This is a genomic window from Mycobacterium sp. MOTT36Y (genome assembly GCF_000262165.1).
In the GTDB taxonomy this organism is placed as follows: domain Bacteria; phylum Actinomycetota; class Actinomycetes; order Mycobacteriales; family Mycobacteriaceae; genus Mycobacterium; species Mycobacterium intracellulare.
On sequence record NC_017904.1, the window covers coordinates 5581429 to 5603805 of the forward strand.

At 67.8% G+C, this 22377-nt stretch carries 15 protein-coding genes; 7 read left to right on the forward strand and 8 right to left on the reverse strand.

Features of this window, described 5'->3' with window-relative positions:
• Positions 1-3: 3 nt before the first annotated feature.
• The 8 genes from eccB to W7S_RS25590 form a co-directional block, all read right to left on the reverse strand.
• Positions 4-1491 (reverse strand): type VII secretion protein EccB, encoded by a 1488-nt coding sequence (gene eccB / locus W7S_RS25555; RefSeq protein WP_014712599.1) that lies wholly within the window; start codon positions 1489-1491, stop codon positions 4-6.
• Between the two features lie 2 nt (positions 1492-1493).
• Positions 1494-2330, reverse strand: coding sequence for a transglycosylase (locus tag W7S_RS25560; protein WP_008262435.1), 837 nt, complete (start codon positions 2328-2330; stop codon positions 1494-1496).
• Positions 2331-2603: 273 nt separating this feature from the next.
• A complete protein-coding gene (locus W7S_RS25565; protein ID WP_008262436.1) occupies positions 2604-3389 on the reverse strand; it encodes a hypothetical protein in 786 nt (261 codons plus the stop codon).
• A 212-nt stretch (positions 3390-3601) separates the two neighbouring features.
• Positions 3602-5758 carry a DUF5631 domain-containing protein gene (locus W7S_RS27935; RefSeq protein ID WP_168160327.1) on the reverse strand — a complete coding sequence of 719 codons (2157 nt, stop codon included), beginning with the start codon at positions 5756-5758 and terminating at the stop codon, positions 3602-3604.
• Between the two features lie 1426 nt (positions 5759-7184).
• Positions 7185-7514 carry a DUF2563 family protein gene (locus tag W7S_RS25575; protein ID WP_008262442.1) on the reverse strand — a complete coding sequence of 110 codons (330 nt, stop codon included), beginning with the start codon at positions 7512-7514 and terminating at the stop codon, positions 7185-7187.
• A 129-nt stretch (positions 7515-7643) separates the two neighbouring features.
• On the reverse strand, positions 7644-9623 hold the full coding sequence (locus tag W7S_RS25580; protein ID WP_036429859.1) for an alpha/beta hydrolase: 1980 nt from the start codon (positions 9621-9623) through the stop codon (positions 7644-7646).
• Between the two features lie 39 nt (positions 9624-9662).
• Entirely contained in the window at positions 9663-10172 is a 510-nt protein-coding gene (locus W7S_RS25585; RefSeq protein ID WP_008262446.1) for a hypothetical protein, read from the reverse strand.
• A gap of 24 nt (positions 10173-10196) precedes the next feature.
• On the reverse strand, positions 10197-11639 hold the full coding sequence (locus W7S_RS25590) for a CCA tRNA nucleotidyltransferase (RefSeq protein ID WP_008262448.1): 1443 nt from the start codon (positions 11637-11639) through the stop codon (positions 10197-10199).
• Positions 11640-11794: 155 nt separating this feature from the next.
• Here W7S_RS25590 and W7S_RS25595 point away from each other — a divergent pair, with 155 nt between their 5' ends.
• The 7 genes from W7S_RS25595 to W7S_RS25625 all read left to right on the forward strand — a co-directional run bounded on the left by W7S_RS25595 (position 11795) and on the right by W7S_RS25625 (position 22360).
• Complete coding sequence (locus W7S_RS25595) at positions 11795-13327, forward strand: hypothetical protein (RefSeq protein WP_008262451.1); 1533 nt, start codon at positions 11795-11797, stop codon at positions 13325-13327.
• Between the two features lie 364 nt (positions 13328-13691).
• A complete protein-coding gene (locus W7S_RS25600) occupies positions 13692-14000 on the forward strand; it encodes a hypothetical protein (RefSeq protein ID WP_008262452.1) in 309 nt (102 codons plus the stop codon).
• A 94-nt stretch (positions 14001-14094) separates the two neighbouring features.
• A complete protein-coding gene (locus tag W7S_RS25605; RefSeq protein ID WP_014386139.1) occupies positions 14095-14829 on the forward strand; it encodes an NUDIX hydrolase in 735 nt (244 codons plus the stop codon).
• Entirely contained in the window at positions 14826-17228 is a 2403-nt protein-coding gene (locus tag W7S_RS25610; RefSeq protein WP_008262457.1) for a hypothetical protein, read from the forward strand. The genes W7S_RS25605 and W7S_RS25610 overlap by 4 nt, the downstream gene beginning before the upstream one ends.
• Positions 17229-17293: 65 nt before the next feature.
• A complete protein-coding gene (locus tag W7S_RS25615) occupies positions 17294-20863 on the forward strand; it encodes a murein biosynthesis integral membrane protein MurJ (RefSeq protein WP_036429862.1) in 3570 nt (1189 codons plus the stop codon).
• 78 nt (positions 20864-20941) lie between these two features.
• Positions 20942-21529, forward strand: coding sequence for an RNA polymerase sigma factor SigM (sigM, locus tag W7S_RS25620; RefSeq protein ID WP_008262466.1), 588 nt, complete (start codon positions 20942-20944; stop codon positions 21527-21529).
• Between the two features lie 60 nt (positions 21530-21589).
• A complete protein-coding gene (locus W7S_RS25625; protein WP_008262468.1) occupies positions 21590-22360 on the forward strand; it encodes a hypothetical protein in 771 nt (256 codons plus the stop codon).
• The last annotated feature ends 17 nt before the right edge of the window (positions 22361-22377 follow it).

Here is a 22377-nt window from a genome sequence, read left to right on the forward strand (position 1 = left end):
TCTCTAGCCTCCCGGCTTCGCCGATGTCGTCACCACAGCCACCTTGCCCAGCGGCGGCACGGTGTCGCGCGCCAAAAGCGCTGCCTCCCTGGACAGCGCGGGACCCGCAGCGAAAGTCCGCAGCAGCGGCCAGGGCGCCTGGACCGCCGAGCCCGGGTCAAGCCCGAGCGCCCGCAGCGTGGTCTCGTCGTTCGCGATCCCGAACCGAACCCCGTTGTCGGACACCCAGAACAGCGATTCGCGCGAGTCCGAGGTGACCACGCCGCTGGTCGATGTCACGAAGTTCGCCGCGCCCGGCAACACCAGCACCTGGTTGGCGACCACCGATGCCGGGTCGTTGTCGTCACGCACCAAATGGACGATGCGGTTGTCCAGGTAAGAGGGTGTCGGCAGACCGCGCCCGTTATAGACCACGACGCGCGCCCGCGGATCCGTCGACGCCTTCTCCCAGCCGACGCAGGTGGTCGGATCAGCCGCCGTGTCAATGAAATTCAGACGCTTGGTCGGGTAGTAGTCGACGGCCAGCGACGTCACCTCGGGGATGTTGACCAGCACGTCGGGGGTCACCACGCGCGGCGCCGTCGACCCGTAGGAGTTGGCGCTGCGCAACAGGTCGGCCACGAAGCTGGTGATCTTTTGCACGCCCTCGGGCAGCAGCACGTAGAACTGCTTGCCGCCGCTGGCGGTTTGGGCCTGCAGCACCGCGCCCACCTGTGATCCCGAGACCCATGTCGACGGGGTCCCCGCCAGGGGCACTTGCGGGACGCCGAGCGGTTCGGTCGCCGGCAGCGCGTCATACAGGGCCCGCGAAATCTCAACCGGCAGCGTCACTCCCGGGTCGAGCCCCAGACTCAGCGTGACCGCCCGGTTGACCGGATCGATCTGGGAGCGTTTGCCGCCCCAGATGACAAAGGTGTTGCCCTCGAACGTGACCAGCAGCCCCGCGTCGTCGCGCAGCGGAGTGGCGCGGTCGTAGGCGTCGAGCTGGCCGGCGATCGAGGTCACGACCGGTCTTTCCGGGCTGCGCGGGCGTCCCGCTGTGTCGCACACCGCCCAGGCCGAGGTGGCGCCCCGATGGACCGGCATCGCCGCCGGCGCGCCGGGGATACCGACCAGCGGCCCGGTCGGATACTTGGCTATCTCAGCGGGTTTCACCCACGTCGGCTGGTTCGCCGTTCCTGTCGCCAGTCGCGCGGACGTCAAATTCAGTGCCGGGTAGAGCCGACCGTCGATCTTGGCGTAGAGCGCCCCGGAGTCGCGGTCGCCGATGATCGCCGAATCACCCACGATGCCAGTGGGTTTCAGCACGTTCAGCAGAAGCATCCAGCCCGACGCGATGGCCACGAGGAGTACGGACAGCACCAGCGCGGCCGTCTGCTTGCGGTCGTCGTGTTTCATGCGGACCGAGAACCGGGTGGTCGCCGCCCGCAGCCGCCGGTTGTAGAACAGGTGCCCGGAGTTCTGGTCGCGATTAGACAAACTCAGCGGCATGCTCAGTACCCCTTGGGTGATCGGCGAGGATCGGCCTGCTGAATCCGATCGGCGAGATTCGACGCGTCGACCGCGACCCCGTAGCGGCCCATCGCGTAGTTGATGAACGCGCATGCCTGCGCGACGAGGTTGTGAATGTCGCGCGAGGTTCCCGGCTGGTGGTAGGCCGCGAACGTGGGCGCGATGAATTGAAAGGCGCCCTTGCTGGGGGTTCCCCGCGCCGCGTTGGAATCCCAGTTGTTGATCGCGTTTGCGTTGTAGTTGGACTCGCGGCGGGCGACCAAGTCCATGCCGCGTTCCCAGCGGGCGCGCGCCGCCGGATCATGAATGCCTTTGATATCCAGCGCTTTACGGATGGCCGCCAAGACTGTTTGGCGGCCGCTGGAGTGATTTCGATGCATCGACCGCCCGTGCGGGTAGTGCAGACGTCGCAGTCGCCGCGCGAGCAGCTTTGCGCGCCGTCGTGCTTTGGTGACATGGCGGTGTTGGGTCCGCAGCCGTGTCGCCGTGCGCGCCATGGCCTCCCGCCGGCCCATAGGCGTATCGGCGGCCGGGGTCACGTCCGATTCGGCGGCGTCGAGCACCGCGCGCGTCGCCGCCCGAGCGTGCGCGTGATCGGCGCGCGCCGCCGCGATGATGTCCCCCACCGTCCGGTCGGCGTGGCTTGAGTGGTTCAGGAGTTTTATCGAGGCGCCCGAGCGTGCGGACGCCGTTTTCGGTAGCCCCGCGGCGTGGCGCGCCATCGCGTGCGTCTGCTCAGCCACGTCACCGATGTGCGGGCTGATCGGGGCGCCCGGAAACAGATTATGGGCGCGGACCAACGCCGCGACCGCTTGCATTCTCAGGGGATCGGTCATCGACGTCCCCGCCCCAATCCACCTGTGCGCCGCCACGGCGCCGCATCCTTGCCGGACACTCGAGCTAGTACTCCCACACCCTCCTGGCCGCGGATTCCGCGGTCGCTGCAGACGTACCTCATAGCATGCACGTATCGACAGTTCTGCTGTCAATAACGGGCAACCCAATATGACTTGGGGCCGGCCGGCCGCGATTACGTAGCGACACTACTGCTGGGCGATCTACCCGACCACTCACCTGTGGGTCGGCTGGTGCTAGTCCTTCGGTTCGTCCTCGGACGGCATGATCACGATCCGGCGGTTGGGCCTGTTGGTGACCACCGTCGGCTTGGCCTCGCCGGATTTGCTGCCCGGCGCGCTCGGCGGGACCGTCAGGCGGCCCTTGACCGGCTGTCCGTTGGGCACGCCCGGGGCGGTCACCCGCTTTTCGACCGGCTTGTCCTTGTTGCCGCCTTCGCCACCGGCGCCCATAGCACCCGGCGGCATCATCGGCATTCCGGTCATTCCCGTCTGTCCGGGCATGGCGGGCATGCCGCCCGTTGGCGGCGCGATCGGTACTTTGGCGCCAGCCGGTGTGGTCGGCGGCGACGATGTCGGCACGGGTGGCGGGCCCAGCGAGCTGGCCGGAACCGTGCCGCCGCCGCCGAGGCCTGCGCCGCCACCGGAGCCGCCGCCCAGTCCGGCGCCGCCGGATCCGACACTGTCGACCAGGTGCGCACTGTCGGCGAGGGAGGCGGCGCCGTGCGCGCCCTGAACGGCGCTCATCAGCGGCTGAAGCGCGCTCTGGCCGGCCTGCATCGCCTGCTGGGGAAGCTGAGTCATCGGCCCCATGACTCCGCCCATTGCGCCGCCCATGGCGCCCGTCACGCTGGACAGCATTTGCTGAATCATCTGCATCTCTTGCTGCCCGTTTGCCTCATTGGCCGGGAACTTCGCCGCGGCATCGGCGGCGTGCGCGCGGCGGTCCGCGTCGGCCGCTTCGGCGTCGGCGGCGTCTTGCGGGACGCCGGCGTTGCCGGCTGCTCCGATTGCCCCTTGCATACCGCCGACCGGCGATGGGTCGCCCGGCGCAGCAGGACCCGGCCTCGGAATCGACGCCGGGGGTCCGCCGACTAGGCCGTTGGTAGAGAACGGGTCACTTCTGATTCCGCCGCCCACGTCTCACCTCCACCCCATTAGGCAGTTTCGACTGCTCGTACCGTCATTTTGGCACAAGACGCCGCGAACGGTATTCACCCAACGATCGAGATGCGCTATGAGCCACCTCGGTGGCTGATCGCCTCAAACCAGGCCAGGTGGTAATTCGCAAGGTATTCGTGGCCGTCGATCAGCGCCTCAATCGCCGCTAAAAGCATCCAATCCCCGACGGCCGCTGGATCGTGATGAGGATATGCAGTCATGACCGAGTGCTGAATGTCGGAGACGCATTCGCGCAACATTTCGATTTCGCTTTCCAGCACACCTGTCTTTCGCACCGCGGGCGCCGCGACGGCCTGCGCAATTCGCGGCAGACCGTCGCGTCGGCGCACCGCTTCGACCAGGGTTGGGCCGAGCTCGTCGACCGGCGGCGCGGCCGACCGAGCCGGCCGATCGCCGCTGAGCGCGGGTTCGTCGGAACCGGGCTCTGCGACATAGGTGTTGGCGTGGTGGGCGGCCGCAACCGTGATAGCGCCGAGCAGGTCGACGACGTTGGCGTCATGGCGCCGCGCCGACGGCTCGAGCAGGGTTACGTGGGCGGGCAACCGGATGTGGGGCGGAATCCACCCGCCTGCGAGGTCGGTGACGAGCAGCGTGGTGGTGCCGTCGTCGCGGAGCCCGGCCGCCCACGACAGGCGCGGCTCCTGGCGGGCGACCGCATCGACGAGCCGCTGGAGGCGCTGTTGTTCGGCAGCCCTTGCGGATGTCGCGCCGGCGGTCGCGCCCGTTGCCGCGGACGCTGCCGATGCGCTGGCCATCGCTGACGAGCCCGTGCCGGCCTGCGCGGCGGCTGCCCCGGATGCCGTGCGCTCCACCGGCGAGACCAGCGGTCCGCCCGCCGACGGGGACGACGCCGGCGACGGTGCTACCGGCGCGCCCGAGATCGGACCAGCCGGGGCGGACGGCACGGACGGCGGTGCCACGACGGGCGGACGTAGGTCAGAGCCGTAGGCGGGCAACGATCCTGATGGGATGGAGGACCCGCCAACTGGCGCCGCGGACGACGACCACGAACTACCGGTCATGACCGCAGGCGTTACCGAAGTGGCTCCGCCAGTTGTCATTGGCGCGGGCGCCGCGGGTGGCTGCGCGTCGACGGGAGGCGTTCCCGCGACGAACGCTCCGGCGCTAGGCACGGTCGGCGCAACTGCCGGTACACCCTGCGCGGTTTGCGGCGCCCCGCCGTCGAAGGCATTTAGCGGACCACCCGAAAGCGCTTGCCCACCAGGGCCTGTCGCTTGGCCGGTCGCGAAGCCGGACGTGAAGGATTGGGCCAGGTTGGGCTGACCGCCTTGGCCGACGCCGGCCGGCGACATGGACATACCGCCGCTTTGTACGCCTGGCATCCCTGACGAAACGGTTCCGCCGCCGCCGGGCATGTGAACACCCGAGGATTGCATGACGCCCGGACCCGGCGACGCTCCTGCCGGCCCCTGCGTATTACCGATTCCTGTGGCCATGGATCCTACCGGCGCCCTGCCCCCCGGCGAAGAACCGGCGGGAGCCTGTCCGCCGCCTATCCCCGATCCCCCGGGTGTAGCGGCTGGTGGTCCCCCGCCCGATGGCGCACCGCCTCCTGGCGCCTGCGCGCTGCCCAAACCTCCTGGGTTGACTGACGTATTCAAGTCGTGCGAGCTGATCGGGCTCGGCGGCGAGGCGTCGCCGACATTGAAGCCGTTCGCGCGTGCCCAACTGCGAGCATCACCACCTACGCCGTCAATATCGAGAATTTTTTGCATCGCCGCCATCATCTTGTCCACCGAGTCCCGGCTGGCGTTTCCTGCATCGGCGTTGCATCGCACCTGCACAGCTTGTACTTCCGCTAATTTCTCCGGAAGCGGTCTTTTCGATGCGAGGATGTCATTGATTTCCTTATTACCTGCATTCGCTATATCCGACAACCGGCTTCGGACGTAGTCCGTAGCGTCAGCAGCCGAATTAAACGCGGATGCCTTTGTTTGGTACTTCTCAGCGAGGTCGAGGTGGAACTTTTCACCCTGCTGAAATCGCTCTATAAGGTCGTCTGCCGTATGGCCCTGATTGTGAGCCGCGAATAATGTCCACTGGGTCCGGAGGGTCTGCGAATAAAGCTGTTGCTCGACGCAAGCCTCGCTCCAATATTGCGCACCGGCCCGCAGAGCTGTCGATGGCGCGGGCCACCAAGGTCCGATTAGTGCTGCTGTCCACGTACCGGGTGGAAGGTCAACCCACACCGCGCACCTTCGGCCTCTCACGCAGGCGAGAGGGCAGGCCACCCACCATCTGCCCTCCCGATTGTTCGCAACATGGTCGTAGCTTTAACCGAATGCCCGTGCCTCTTCGGTTTCAATAGTGAGGTAGGCGGGGGGCCGGCAGCAATTCACCGCGCGGCGACGTCCGTATGTGCCGGCTTCGGTAGACAGTCATATCTACGCGTCACCAACCCCTGCCCGCGTCGGCGTACTCTGACCAAGCTAGCCCTTTGCGTGGGTTGACGTTGGTTGGGTTCATACGTCCATTTGGACGCATTGGAACCCAAAGGTGCTCGGGGCGATGGCATCCCGTCGCGGACCCGGCGCGAGCTCGGCAGTCGAGCAGTCATGGCGCCTCGCTCTTTAGCAGCCCTAGCCGCCGCATACGCTTTTCATCGCAGCATCCCTAGCGTTGGCATCATCTAATGCTGGCTGCCACCGTGAGTTGTCGTTCAAGCTAGCGACGGCTGCGATGTTGTTATAGGCATCGGCTAGCGCTAGGGCAGTCGCGCGGTCATTAGCTGATAACGCGGGAGCCGCATTTACTGCGCGTTCTAGCATCATCGCGCCATTCACCTCTGCAATACCTGCGCGTTCGGGACTCGGCCCATGCGTCTCTATCTCCACTGCGCGTGACGCCAACTTGTATGCATCACATAACTTCTGGTGCGCTACCACCGTTTGCTCCGCAGTGTACGAAGGTGTCGTAGAAGAAGTTGCGGAGGTCGTCGAAGAGTTTCCCACTGGCCGCGTCAGCGCGACAACTAGTGCTGCTGCGCCCAGCAGTGCGGCAATCGCGGCCAGGATAATCGCCGACCATGCCCGCGGGCGTGGTGCCGGCTGAGTGGGGAACGCTGGTGGCCAGTGCATTGGATTCGGTGGCGGGCCCGCGGCTGGCCCCCCACCCGAAGCTGGAGGCAAATCCCCCGCCATACGTCCTCCTCATAATCCCACTCCCCTCCGAGACTGTTTCCCGGAGACTGCTCCAATAGTTGAGCAGCTAACTGACTAATGATCAATCACCCTGGCTTGCTAGGACGTAGGTCGCCCGCACCCGCATACCTTCTTCATAGCGGCATCCTTCATGCCAACATCATTCAGAGCTGCACTCTATTCGCGCTCGCTGAAGGCATCGCTACTACTTTTCGCGGTAAGCGTGCGATACGCCGTGGCTAGTTCACGTGAGTGTTCGTCGTGGAGGCACATAACCTGCGACCGGGCCGTAGCCACAATTAGTGCGACGACAGCCACTATTGTCGCAGCCGCCCGCTATAACAAACGCCCCCACACGATTGCCGGCCAGAACCGGGAGCGTGTTGGTGGCGGAGGCGGATAGCCCGGTACCCACTGCCCGAAGGACCGACCCGCAACCGGATTAGAGCGCTGCTCTTCCGCCACGGCACTTTCCTCAGGCGTTCAGTGCCGACGGGCCCGAACTCGGCCGCACCGCCTTCAGCTCTTCAGCGTTGTTCTGATCCATATTGGTGAACCCGTTAGCCGCGTGGTGTGCCTTCGTTCCGACACTGGTGAGCGTCTCGCTATGGCCCTGCAGGTATTTCACGTGCTGCCCGTGCGCGGTAGTCATGGCGTTGTGGAAGGAGTTGGCCGCTTCGAAGTCACCGAACATCCCCGATTCCAGGGTTCCGCCGGCGAGGTGATCTGCCCCTTCTTGGGCGTGCCCACCAGCGCGGTGGGACTGGTTGCCTCCCGAGTGCAATTGCTCCGTATTGACGAACATTGGCACTCCTTCCGAACTTCGACCGGTACGGCCTCTGATGGCCTAAAGGCCTTTTGACCAGCCTAAACGCAGGCTGGTCAGTGGTCAATTCACCGGGTGTCGGTCCGGCGAATCGCAGCCTCCATCGCCCTAAAAGCCATGCCCGTTGGTGACGGCCCGCCCGGGGCGATCCCATTCCGGGTCGACGGCGATGGGCATCTGAATATCGACGCGGGGTAGCGAGACCGTCCCCCACGGCAGGTGGACCTGGCGAGGAATCGCAATCCGTGCCTGGGCTCGATCGGCCGCCAGCATGCCTTCGGCCGCCAACCGATCGCCGTGCCCGGTGACGATTTGCGTCATGTTGTGCAGCGCTTCGCTGCCCACGTCGTAATAGTGCGCGTGGTCGGTGAACCATGGCGTGAGGCTGTGCGAGCCGGCGACTTCGGCACGGAAGCGCACCGCTCCGAAAGCTTCGTGGGCCGGGTCGGCGCCCAGCCCGGCCCACGGGCCCAGCGGTCCCCCGAGCGTCTTGTTCAGCCCGTTCGGCAGCCCGCTGCCGGACTCCCCGATCCAACTGATCGCATCGGTCGACGCGGCGCCCACATACAAGCTGCCGCCCTCGAGACGAAAGTCCGCGGCGCGGTGCGCCAAATCGGTTCCCGGGCAACCGGTTAGCACGGCATCATTGGCGCGCATACCGCTGTTGACAAAGGCATCGGCCACGGTCGTGGATCCGTAGGAATGCCCGAGGACGGTGACATGACTCGGTGTCGACCCTTCATGGGTTGCTGCCAGGCCGTTGACATCGGCGGCCAGCAGCGCCCCCGCCTGCCGTGCCCTCCATGGAGTGCCGACCTGCTCCAGTTCGGCCGGCTCGGTGAGGGTTCGCTGCCAATGCGGATGGTCGAATTCCGGTGCGTCATAGCCCATCCACGCCAACACCGCGGTGGTGTGGAAAGGGTCGGCCTTCAACGACTGCTGGTAGAGGTTGATGGCGTCGTCGGGGCCGTCGGACATCCACCCTCCTCTGACGCTGCTATTGGTCCCCGGAATCATGACGGCCGTGTTCCGGGACTTGTCCGGGTTGCCGATCGCAATCGCCGCCCTGCCCTTGCCGCCGAACGCCAGCGGGTCGTAGGCCCACAACATGATCGGGAGCCCGTGCTGGGGCGCGGATCCCTCGTCGCGGCTAAGGAAATCGTTGGTCTTCACCGCGTTCTGGTACCTGGTGATGTCGGTGACGCATAGGCCATACTCTGCGGGGTTGGCGAACACATCGGCATCCCGGTTGTTGAGCGCGTTGTCTCGAAGCGCGTCCGGGACTATCCCGCGCTGACGGGCGGCATTTTCGACCCTGCGCAGATCGTCGTTCATCGCCGCCTGGTTCACCGAGTTCCGCACGTCGGCCGGGATCCCGTTGAGGTTGCCCAACTCGGGCGGATGCTGATCGGTCAAAAGCCGCTTCTGGTTAGCGCTCAACGAGTCCCACCACCGTTTGACCCGAGCCGCGCTGGTGTCCGACGGCGGGATCAGGAGCTCGTCGACGCCGCTGACCTCGGCCGGGTCGGCGCCGTCGGTTCGCAGTCCGTCCAGCGCCGCCCGAAGTGCCGCCGCATACCGATCGCGAATCTGGCCGAGCGCGAACACGATCGCCCTCGTCTCGGCGACGGCTTCCCCGCGCAGACCGTCGACGCCGCAGTGGTTCCCGTCGGAAAGTGCTTCGCAAACCTCGTCGTCGATGTCTTCGAGGTCGTATTCCAGCGCGACGATGTACCCCGCGGCCGCCCGTTGGACTTCGGCTAGCGTTGCGGCAATCACCTCCAAATCGATTGCGATCTTTGGTAATTGCGCGGCTTGCAGACCGAGCGACCGGGACACCCGTTTCACTTCATCGGAGTCATTGATCGGGTGCTCGCCGTTGCGGCGGTTCCACGCCGCGTCGAACCGCCGGCGGGCTGCGTCGAACGCGGCGGCGGCCTCGCTAGTGCTGGTCCCGGCGGCACGGAAGGCTCGCGCTAGATCGGAGATCCGTGCGGGGCGGCCGGCCTGCAGGCCGGCGTTGAGCGACCACGGATCACCGCCGGCCTCGGCGACGAGAAACGGGATGCTGATGTGGCGGAGTTCCATCGCGACGGCCATTGAAGCGAAATCGCTACGCCAGCAACCTCATAGGGAGCTCGCGCCGTCGGCGAGACCGTCGCCGTCGCTGTCGGTCAGCCGGACGTTCCACTTGCCGTCGCCGTCGGTGTCGACGTATCCGGTCACACCGGTGTCGTCGGAGCGCAGCACCCGGTCGGCCAGTCCGTCGCCGTCGGTATCGAGGAGCCGATCATCGGGACGCCCGTGGCCGTCGAGATCGACCAGCGGTCCGCCGGTGTGCTCGACGCCGTCGAGGCCGAACCAGCGCAGTTGCCCGCCACGGTCCATCGCCACCGCCCACGTCCCGGATCCGTCGTCGGTGAAGTAGGCCTCGGGCGTGCCGTCGTTGTCGACGTCGAGCACGGCGTGATCGACGACGCCGTCGCCGTCGAGATCGGCGAGCGCGTCGTCGCGCAGCCCGTCATGGTCGAAGTCCATCCCGATCGATTCGAAGCGGCCGTCACCGTCGAGGTCGAGGTCGGGTTGGCCGTGCCAGATCGCCGCCGCGCCATTATCACCAGCCAAGCAGTAGTCCACGACTAGTCGGACGCAACCCCGCCGCTAAGCGTTCCCCCGAGATCGCCACCACGCCAACAGTTCCGCGGTGGCCTCGTCGGTGTTCAACGGGCCGCGTTCCAGGCGCAGCTCCTTCAAGAACCGCCATGCCTCGCCGACCTGGGGGCCCGCGGGGATGCCGAGCAGTTCCATGATCTGGTTGCCGTCCAGGTCGGGGCGCACCCGCGCCAAATCCTCCTGGGCGGCCAGCTCGGCGATACGCGTCTCGAGCCGGTCGTAGCTGGCCTGCAGCCGCGCGGCCCGCCGCTTGTTGCGGGTCGTGCAGTCGGCGCGGACCAGTTTGTGCAGCCGTGGCAGCAGCGGGCCGGCGTCGGTGACGTAGCGGCGCACCGCGGAATCGGTCCACTTCCCATCGCCGTAGCCGTGGAACCGCAGATGCAAATACACCAGCTGCGAGATGTCCTCGACCATCTGCTTGGAATACTTCAAGGCGCGCAACCGCTTTCGGACCATCTTGGCGCCGACAACCTCGTGGTGGTGGAAGCTCACCCCGCCGTTGGCTTCGTGGCGCCGGGTGGCCGGCTTGCCGATGTCGTGCAGCAGCGCGGCCCAGCGCAGCACCAGGTCCGGTCCGTCGTCTTCGAGGGCGATCGCCTGGCGCAGCACGGTCAGCGAGTGCTGGTAGACGTCCTTGTGCTGGTGGTGTTCGTCGATGGCCATCTGCATGCCACCGATCTCGGGGAGTACCACCTCACCCATGCCGGTTTGGACCAGCAGATCGATCCCGGCCGTCGGGTCGTCGCCGAGCACCAGTTTGTCCAACTCGGCGGCTACCCGTTCGGCGCTGATCCGGCCCAGCTGCGAAGCCATCTGTTCGATCGCTGCGCGCACCCGCGGCGCGACGGTGAAGCCGAGCTGGGAGACGAACCGCGCCGCCCTCAGCATCCGCAACGGATCGTCGCCGAAGGACACCTCGGGTGCGGCCGGGGTGTCCAGCACCCTCTCGCGCAGCGCCGCCAAACCGCCTAGCGGATCGAGGAATTCGCCCGGACCCTCCGGCGTGATGCGCACGGCCATCGCGTTGGCCGTGAAGTCGCGGCGCACCAGATCGTCCTCGAGGCGATCGCCGTACTGCACGTCGGGGTTTCGCGACACCTGGTCGTAGGTGTCGGCGCGGAACGTGGTGATCTCCAAGCGATGGTCGCCCTTGCCGACCCCGACCGTGCCGAATTGGATGCCGGTGTCCCACAGGTTGTCGGCCCATCGCCGCAGGATGTTTTGCACCTGCTCGGGGCGCGCGTCGGTGGTGAAGTCGAGGTCGGGACTCAACCTGCCCAGCAAGGCATCCCGCACCGAACCGCCGACGAGGTAGAGCTGGTGGCCCGCGCCCTCGAACGCGGAGCCCAGCTCGGCCAGCATGGGCGCATGCCGATTGAGCGCGACCGCGGCGGCGGTCAGCAGTTCGGCATCCTGGGCGGCGTCAGGCACGTTCGATCAGCCTAGTCGGCAGGAGACGAAAAGCCTGTGTGAGGAGCCTCGCACCCGCCGACGGCGTGGCTGGTGCGCGCCGAAGGTGAGTTGACCTGGCGCTTCGCGGTAGTAGCGTTACGCCCGACAAGAAGGGTGAACGGCGGGGTGATGCAGTGCATCTCCGGTACATAAGCAAGGGCGCACTGATCATGTTCGCGGGTGGCGACCCGTGGAAGGTCAATGGCACATTGCAGAGCGGCCGCCCAGCCCAGATCGCGAGTCTTGCGAAAGCGTTTCACGACGCCGGCCGGTCCACGGCCGAAGCCGAAGCCGCGTTCCGTCAGGCACAGGACCACTTCGAGACGGCGTGGACGCACGAGAACGGTGAGAATCCAATCAACGACGCCGCTGAAGTGCGGCGCGCCAGAACGTCGCTCGGAGTGCAGGCCGCTCAGTTGCCCAAGATCGGGATCGATCTAGAAAACATCGCGGTCATGCTGGCCGAAGCCCAGCGATCGGGAAAGGGTGAGATTTCGGGGCTCGAAGGAGCGCTGCAGGGCCTGGACGATCAGATCGGTGAGGCCGTCGAGCTCGAGAAAACTCCAGACTTAACCGCCTCGGATAGGAGGCTGCTCGACCACTACATCACCGGGCTCGAACAGCATGCGATCGACGACACTAAGGCGTCCTTAAGCAAGCTCAACGATATTCGCAATCAGTATTCGCGGCATCTACAGACCTCGATGAGCAATCTACGAACGCAGGACGGTTACGACCCCGCGCTAATCCAGGGCGTGGACGCCCACCTACCGGAGACGCCTGCAAAGCAGCAGCAAGACGAGCAACGCTTGCACAATCAGATTGCGGCGTTCAAGCAGGCATTCGGGCGCGAGCCCACCTCAGATGCAGATTGGGCGACGGCCGCAGCCCTTGACCCGCAGACCTACGACCCGAAGTTCAAAGGTGCCAAATCGCAGATCGAGGTGGTGAAGATTCGGCCAGTGCCCGGCCAGGGAGTGGTGCGCGTATCGCAGTGGATCGAGCAGCGGGACGTAAGAAGCTTTCCGCCTTGGAAACGAGATCTTGGGAACAACCGCGGTCCCAATTCTAATTTCGACCCAGAGGACACCAAGGTGACCGCATATATCGACTACGAAAACGGCATCGTCGTCTTGAGGCAGAACCCTTCGGTTGAGGAAACCTCGGCCGGTGGGCCGGGTCCGGTGAAGGTCGGCGCGCCTACCGGCAGCGTCACTCAACTGGCCGATGGGTCGGTTCGGATTAAATACGACGCCGGCAATCCTTTCGCGCCAGGCATCTCCGCCGATCCCAAAGGGCCGCTTATGGACCACACGGTGACGGTCAACGGTGACTTGGTCTTCACACCAGGACCCGGCGGTGTGGAGGTAAATGGCACGCGCTCCAATTACCCCTCCCTCGAGGTGTATCAAGACCGACCAGGTGGTACGACCCAGACGGTGCTTATCGACCCGGCGCGATCCGGCAGCTCAGATGGGCCCCTTTTAAATTTGCCCCGACACCATGACGTCGGCCCGCTCGGCGGTGAGGCATTTGCACCGTTCGACAGCGGCGGATGGAACCCAAAGTACGATGTGCTCACCGCTTTACCCCCGACGGAGTTCGGCCCGGTGACGGGCGCGCCGTCGGTTCCTCCGCTGCCGGCCGGTGGCGCAGTTACGGCCTGATCGCAAAGTGAGGACGGTTAGCTATGCGGTCTTCAACTCGCAAGCCATTCTTTGCTGCCGCTGCTTGGCGTACCGCGACCGTATCTGCACCTTTTGTCGTGCAAGGTGTCTTGGCGTTACTGATACTCACCTCATGGCTATTGGGTAAGGGGCCGTTCAAAACGCACAGTGCGTACGCAGGCGAACGCGCTTGGATGGTGACTGCCACGCTTATTGCGACGGTGGTGTCATTGTCGATCAGCGGCGCACTGGTTTGGTCGCCATCGTCGCGAAGTCGCGGTATTTCGCTTAGCCTCGCCAGCTGTTCCGCCCTTGTACTCATCGGCGGGGTGTTTTACGCCTACCTAACGATGCGTTGAATGGGGTGCTGGTGGACCGAACGACTTTTGACCCGACAAATGGCCGTTACGGGCCGGTCAGTTTTCTCGTCACCCTGGCGCATATCCTCGTGATCGACTTTGCCACTTGGCTTTTCATGCCCTGGCTAATCTTGGTTCTTCTTGCGGTACCCGTTCTACTCGTGTATGTGGGGCTTGGTGCTGTTGTTGCACGGGCTGGCGGCACGACGGGCCAGATCGGCCGTGGAATGTTTTGGGGTAGCCTCTCCGCGCCGTTGTCAGTACTCATCTTTGTTCCAATCTGGCTCATCGCCCAAGCGATCGGCCCGATCTGACGCGGCGGAGGCACTATGGCCTTCGCGCCATCGCGCACCCACCCAGCGGCGAGTATGTCCAGGAGAGCATGCCGTGCCAGCTACTATCGCTTGGGTGTCGGACGGCGAACAAGGCAAACCACGTCGGCGCCGGGGACGGCGCCGCGGTCGTGGCGCTGCGGCTTCGTCCGAGAAGCAGACCAACGGTCAAGTAAACGGCGATTCGACAGCCACCAAACCGCGCCGATCGCGCGGGTCCCGCCGCGGGCCGGAGCGATTGCGCACGGTCCACGAGACATCCGCGGGCGGGCTGGTCATCGACGGGCTCGACGGACCGCGCGACTCGCAGGTCGCCGCCCTGATCGGCCGCATCGACCGGCGCGGACGGATGTTGTGGTCGCTGCCCAAGGGCCACATCGAACTCGGTGAGACGGCCGAACAGACAGCAATTAGAGAAGTAGCCGAAGAAACCGGCATCAAGGGCAGCGTGCTGGCCGCGCTCGGGCGCATCGACTACTGGTTCGTCACCGACGGCCGCCGCGTGCACAAGACCGTGCACCACTACTTAATGCGCTTCTCCGGCGGCGAGCTCTCCGACGAGGACCTCGAAGTCGCCGAGGTGGCCTGGGTGCCCATGCAAGAACTGCCATCGCGGCTGGCCTACGCCGACGAACGCCGCCTGGCCCGCGTCGCCGACGAACTGATCGACAAGCTGCAAAGCGACGGCCCGTCCGCGCTCCCCCCGCTGCCGCCCAGCGCGCCGCGGCGCCGCCCGCAGACGCATTCGCGGACCCGGCATTCTGACAAACCGGCCACGGGCCGGAAGAACGGCCACGGACCGGGGCCGTGACGGCGCCGCTTCTCCGTCGGGCCCGCTTGCTGCGCATCGCGGCCGTGCTCGGCATCGTGGCCGGACTCGCGGTACTCGCCGGGCCGGTGGTTCCACCCGCGGCCGCGGGCGAGCCGGGGGTGACGCCGTTCGTGCGAGTTCGCATCGACCAGGTCACCCCGGACGTGGTCACCACGACCAGTCCACCCGTCGTGACGGTCAGCGGCATGGTGATCAACATCGGCGACCGCCCCGTTCGCGACGTGATGGTCCGGCTCGAGCACTCCGGCGCGGTCACCACGTCCGCGGGCTTGCGCACCACTCTGGACGGCGACACCGACCGGTACGAGGCGGCCGCCGATTTCCTCACCGTGGCGCCCGAACTGCAGCGCGGGCAAAAGGTCGGCTTCACCCTGTCGGCCCCGCTACGCGCGCTGACCAAACCGTCGCTGGGAGCCGAAAAGCCCGGCATCTATCCGGTTTTGGTCAACGTCAACGGCACGCCCGACTACGGCGCTCCCGCCCGGCTGGACAACGCGCGCTTCCTGCTGCCGGTGGTCGGGGTGCCGCCCGACCGCGCCGACGACGTGGGCTCCGCCGTCGCGCCCGATACCTCCAAACCCGTGGGAATCACCATGCTGTGGCCGCTGGCCGATCGGCCACGGCTGGCCCCCGGCGTGCCCGGGGGAACCATCCCGGTCCGGCTGGTCGACGACGACCTGGCCACCTCACTGGCCAGCGGCGGCCGACTCGACATCCTCCTGTCGGCGGCCGAGGTCGCGACCAGCCACGACGTCGACCCCGACGGCGCCGTCGGCCGCGCGCTGTGTTTGGCGATCGACCCCGACCTGCTGGTCACCGTCAACGCGATGACCGCGGGTTACGTCGTGTCCAATTCCCCCGACGGCCCGGCTCAAATTCCGGGCACCCCGACCCATCCCGGCACGGGACAGGCCACCGCGACCGAATGGCTGAACCGCCTGCGCGCGCTCGCGCGCCGGACCTGCGTGGCCCCGCTGCCCTACGCACAAACCGACCTGGACGCCTTGCAGCGCGTCAACGATCCCGGCCTCACCGCCACCGCCACCACGACCGGCAACAGCATCGTCGACAAAATCCTGGACGTCTCTTCAACCCGCGGCGCCACGCTGGTGCCCGATGCCCCGCTGACCAACCGCGCGGTCAAGCTGCTCGGCGCCAACGAGAGCACGGTCGCGATCACCGCTGCCGACCTGTCGGCCGCCGACGCGCAGGGCTCCTCGGAGACCGCCGTCGACACCGCGCCCCGGCGATTGTCCCCACAGGTCGCGGTCGCGCCGTTCGATCCGGCCGTCGGGGCCGCGCTGGCGGGCGCGGGATCCAGCCCCGAGGTGCCCACCTACCTGGACCCGTCCCTGACGGTCCGGCTGGCGCACGATTCGGTGACCGCGCGCCGCCAGGACGCCTTGGGCTCGATCTTCTGGCACGCGCTCCGGCCCGACGACGCGCCGCGCACCCAGATCCTGGTCCCGCCGGCCACGTGGAACCTGCAGGCCGACGACGCGCAGGTCATGCTCACCGCGCTGAGCACCTCCATCCGCTCCGGTCTGGCGGTGCCGCGCCCCCTGCCGGCGGTAATCGCCGACGCCTCGTCGCACACCGAACCCCCCGAGGAAGCCGGCGCCTACGCCTCCGCGCGCGGGCAGTTCAACGACGACGTCACCGCCGCGATCGCCGGCCAGGTCGGCCGGCTGTCGGGATTGACGTCCGCACTGATGACCGACGACCGCACCGGGCTGACCGGCGTCCAATACACGGCGCCGCTGCGCGAGGACATGCTGCGCGCGCTGAGTCAGTCCGAACCCCCCGACTCCCGCAACGGGTTGGCGCAAGAGCGCCTGGCCGTGGTCGGTAAGACCATCAACGACCTGTTCGGCGCCGTCACGATCGTCAACCCGGGCGGCTCGTACACGCTGGCCACCGAGCACAGCCCGCTGCCGTTGGCGCTGCACAACGGCCTGAGTGTTCCGATCCGGGTGCGGGTGCACGTGGATGCCCCGCCGGGGATGAACGTCACCGACGTCGGGCAGATCGAACTGCCGCCCGGTTACCTCCCGCTGCGGATTCCGATCGAGGTGAACTTCACCCAACGCGTCGCTGTCGACGTGACCTTGCGGACGTCGGACGGTCTGAGGCTGGGCGAGCCGGTGCGGCTGTCTGTGCATTCCAACGCCTACGGCAAGGTCCTGTTCGCGATCACGCTGTCGGCTGCGGCGGTGCTGGTGCTGCTGGCGGGCCGGCGGCTGTGGCACCGCTTCCGCGGCCAGCCCGATCCCGCCGACCTGGATCGCCCCGACCCACCCCACGCCCGGCACGCGGCCGAATCCGGCGCCACGCACGACGATGCCGACCAACGGGTCGAACAAGAGCACCGAGTATGACCCCCGCCTACCGGCAGGCCCCCTCGCACCACCACCGCCCGCCACAGCCGCCGCGCCGTTCCCCGATGCAGGGCTCGCCGCCGACCGGGCCGCTGCCGCCCGTGCCCGCCGGGATCGATCGTCGACGCCCGGAACTGTCGGACGCCGCGCTGGTGTCGCGGTCCTGGGCGATGGCCTTCGCGACATTGATCAGCCGGCTCACCGGCTTCGCCCGGGTGGTGCTGCTCGCCGCGATCCTGGGCGCCGCGTTGTCCAGCGCGTTCTCGGTGGCCAATCAACTGCCCAACCTGGTGGCGGCGCTCGTCCTGGAGGCGACGTTCACCGCGATCTTCGTGCCGGTGCTCGCGCGCGCCGAGCAGGGCGACCCCGACGGCGGGGCTGCGTTCGTGCGGCGCCTGGTCACGCTGACGACGGCGCTGCTGGTCTTCGCCACCGCGGTCTCGGTGCTGGCCGCCCCGCTGCTGGTGCGGCTGATGCTGGGTCGCGACCCGCAAGTCAACGAGCCCCTGACCGTCGCCTTCGCCTACCTGCTTCTCCCGCAGGTCCTCGCCTACGGACTCACCTCGGTGTTCATGGCGATCCTCAACACCCGCAACGTGTTTGGGCCCACCGCGTGGGCGCCCGTCGTCAACAACGTCGTGGCGCTGGCCACCCTGGCGATCTATGCGGCCGTCCCCGGTGAGCTGTCGGTCGATCCCGTGCGGATGGGCAACGCCAAGCTGCTGGTGCTCGCCATCGGCACCACGCTCGGCGTCTTCGCGCAAACCGGGATGCTGCTGGTCGCGCTGCGCCGGCAACGCATCGACCTGCGCCCGCTGTGGGGCATCGACGCACGCCTCAAACGATTCGGCACCATGGCAGCCGCGATGGTGCTCTACGTGCTGATCAGCCAGCTCGGCCTGGTGGTCGGCAACCAGATCGCCAGCACCGCGGCGGCATCCGGGCCCGCGATCTACAACTACACGTGGATGGTCCTGATGCTGCCGTTCGGCATGATCGGGGTGACGGTGCTGACGGTGGTGATGCCGCGGCTGAGCCGCAACGCGGCCGCCGACGACACCAAAGCCGTGCTCGCCGACCTGTCGCTGGCCACCCGGCTGACGTTGATCACGCTGATCCCGATCGTGGCCTTCATGACCGTCGGCGGCCCCGCGATGGGCAGCGCGCTGTTCGCCTACGGTCATTTCGGCAACGTCGACGCCGGATACCTGGGCGCCGCGATCGCGCTCTCGGCGTTCACGCTCATCCCCTACGGCCTGGTGCTCTTGCAGCTGAGGGTGTTCTACGCGCGCGAACAGCCCTGGACGCCGATCGTGATCATCCTCGTCATCACCGCGGTCAAGATCCTCGGCTCGGTGCTGGCGCCCCACCTCACCGACGACCCCAAGCTGGTAGCCGGTTTCCTGGGGATGGCCAACGGTGTCGGCTTTCTCGCCGGCGCTCTCGTCGGCTACCTGTTGCTGCGACGCGCGCTGTTGCCCGCGGGCGGCCACCTGATCGGCGTCGCCGAGGTGCGCACGATCCTGGTGACCCTCACCGCATCCATGCTGGCCGGCCTGACCGCGCACGTCGCGGATCGGCTGTTCGGGCTCGACGGGCTGACCGAGCACGGCGGCGCCGGCTCTCTGGTCCGCCTCTTCGTGCTGGGGCTCATCATGCTGCCGATCACGGCCACGGTCATGCTCCGCGCGCAGGTCCCCGAAGCGCAGGCCGCGTTGGACGCCCTGCGGTTCCGCATCACCGGCCGGGGGCCGCGGCCCCGCAGACCGAAGCCAGCGGATCGATCGTCTCACCGGCGCCCGGTCACGTACCCTGAGCAGAGGAATTCGTCCCCGCCTGGGGTCAATGCGGTCCAGGAGCCGATCCGGCGCAGGCCTCCGGAGCGGGCAAACCGAGCCCGGCTAGCGAAAGGACCGGAGGTGACCGACCGACCGATGGAGAGCCCCGCATCCAGCGCCGGCCCCGGCACAGGGTCAGGGACTTCGCGGCCGGTCGCCGACGACTTCCAGCCCGGCATCCCCGCCGACGAGCCGCAACGCTCGACGTCCCGCCCGCCCGAACCCGCCAACGGCGACATCGGTGGCGAAACCCGGCGCGGCCCGGCCTCTTTCGACGCGCCCCGCGAGCGCGCCGCGGACTCGCCGGGCGACGACGTCCACCTGGTTCCCGGCGCCCGGATCGCCGGCGGCCGGTACCGGTTGCTGGTGTTCCACGGCGGCGCGCCGCCGCTGCAGTTCTGGCAGGCGCTGGACACCGCGCTGGACCGGCAGGTGGCGCTGACGTTCGTCGACCCGGACGGCGCGCTGCCCGACGAGGTGCTGCAGGAGATCCTGTCCCGCACGCTGCGGCTTAGCCGCATCGACAAACCCGGCATCGCCCGCGTGCTCGACGTGGTGCACACCGGCTCCGGCGGCCTCGTGGTCTCCGAGTGGATCCGGGGCGGCTCGCTGCAGGAGGTCGCCGACACCGCGCCCTCACCGGTGGGCGCGGTGCGGGCCATGCAATCGCTGGCCGCCGCCGCCGACGCGGCACATCGCGCCGGCGTCGCGCTGTCGATCGACCACCCCAGCCGCGTGCGGGTCAGCATCGAAGGCGACGTCGTGCTGGCCTACCCGGCGACCATGCCCGACGCCAACCCCCAAGACGACATCCGCGGCATCGGCGCCGCGCTCTATGCCCTCCTGGTCAATCGGTGGCCCTTGCGGGAGAGCGGGGTGCGCAGCGGGCTCGCGCCGGCCGAACGCGACTCCTCGGGCAATCCCGTCGAACCCATGGCCGTCGACCGCGACATCCCGTTCCAGATCTCCGCGGTCGCCGTCCGGGCGGTCCAGGAGGACGGCGGAATACGCAGCGCCTCAACGCTTTTGAACCTCCTTCAGCAGGCCACCGCGGTCGCCGACCGCACCGAGGTGCTCGGCCCGATCGACGATTCCCCCTCGCCGTCGACGGCGCTCATCTCGCCCGGTCAGGAGCAGGCGACCTTCGCGCGCCGGCGGCGCAACCTGCTCATCGGCGCGGGCGCCGGCCTGGCCGTCATCGTGGTGGCCCTGCTGGTGCTGGCGTCGGTGGTGAGCAAGATCTTCGGCAACGTCGGCGGTGGCCTCAACAAGGACGAACTCGGGCTGAACGGCCCCTCGTCGTCCGCGTCGGCGTCATCGTCGACCACCGCGTCCGCGGCCGCCGGCAGCGTCGTGAAACCCACCCGGGCGAGCGTCTACTCCCCCGACGGCGAGGTCGACAACCCGGGCACGGCCGGACAGGCGATCGACGGCGACCCTTCCACCGCCTGGGCCACCGAGGTCTACACCGACGCCGTGCCCTTCCCCAGTTTCAAGCAGGGCGAGGGCCTGATCCTGCAACTGCCCAATCCCACCGTCGTCGGCCAGGTCACCATCGACACGCCCAGCTCGGGGACCAAGGTCGAGATCCGGGCGGCCTCCTCGTCGGCCCCGGCCTCCCTCAACGACACCAAGCTGCTGGCTCAGGCCTTCACGCTCAAGCCCGGCCACAACGTCATCCCGGTCAGAGCCGGTTCGCCGACGTCGAACCTGCTGGTCTGGATCTCCACGCTGGGAACCACGAACGGCAAGAGCCAGGCCGGCTTTTTCGAGATCACGGTCCAGGCCGCGTCCTGATCCGCGCGCGTTCCACACACTCACACCACCGCTCCCGAGTGAAGTGCCGCCCGATACGGGATTAGTTAATGTCCGCCCGTGGGCTTCGGGGGAAACGTCAAGCGGGACCGCAGTGACGCCGAGCTGCTGGCAGCCCATGTGGCCGGTGACCGCTACGCCTTCAGCGAGCTCTTCCTGCGTCACCAGCGCCACCTGCACCGGCTTGCCCGGCTCACCACTCGCACCCCCGAGGATGCCGAAGACGCGCTGCAAGACGCCATGCTATCCGCGCACCGCGGCGCCGGCGCGTTCCGGCACGACGCCGCCGTCGGCAGCTGGCTGCACCGCATCGTGGTCAACGCCTGCCTGGACCGGCTGCGCCGCACCAAGGCCCACCCGACCGTTCCGCTGGAGGACGTCTACCCGGTCGCGGATCGGACCGCCCAGGTCGAGACGACGATGGCGGTGCAGCGCGCCTTGATGCGCCTTCCCGTCGAGCAACGGGCCGCGGTGGTGGCCGTCGATATGCAGGGCTACTCGGTGGCCGACACCGCCAGGCTGCTCGGCGTCGCCGAGGGCACGATCAAGAGCCGGTGTGCTCGCGGCCGCGGCCGCCTCGCCGAACTACTCGGCTACCTCAACGCCGGTGCCCACGCCGCACCGGAGGGCGCTACCGGCCAGGCCTGACAGGTCGCCGCGCGGGCCTATCCGTGGCCATCCGCCGGCGCATGACGGACACTGGGTCCGATGGATGCGGCGGACAACGACGGGGCGGATCACCGCAGCGCGGAATCGGACCCGCCGCTGACCGTCGAACTGCTCGCCGATCTGCAGGCCGGCGCGCTCGACGACGAGGCCGCCGCCCGGGTCCGCCGGCAGGTCCGCGCCGATCCGCAGGCCGCGGGCGTGCTCGCCGCGCTGAACCGTGTCCGCCGCGATCTCGCCGCCGTGGGCGCCGACCCGGCCTGCGCACCGGACCCGCCCCCGGGCGTCGCCGCCCGGATCTCGGCGGCCCTGCGATCCGCGGAGCCCCCACCCGGACGGGCCGCCCACTCCGCACGCCCGCGTCTACGGCCGGCGCGCCTCATCGCGGCGGTCGCCGGTCTGTGCGCCGCGCTGGCCGCGATCGGCTTCGGCACGGTCGCGCTCCTGCACGCTCCCGAACCCGCCCCGAGCACCCCGGGTGACGTCCAGCACATCACGGTGTCGACGCCGCCGATGGAGGTCCCGCTCTCCGCGGACGAAATCCTCGGCCTGCTCGACCGCGCACCCGACTTCGGCTCCTCCGGAGGCACGCTCAGCGACCCCGCCCGGCGCGCCTCCTGCCTCACCGGCCTCGGCTATCCGGCGGCCACACAGGTGCTGGGCGCGCGCCCGGTCGAGGTCAACGCGCGCCCCGGCGTCGTTCTGGTGATACCCGGCGACAGCCCGCACGTCCTGGCCGTCTACGTCGTTTCACCAAATTGCAGCGCCGCCGATACCGGGCTGTTGGCCAATACCCAGGTGCCGCGCCCCTAATGTGGTGCCATGGGCGG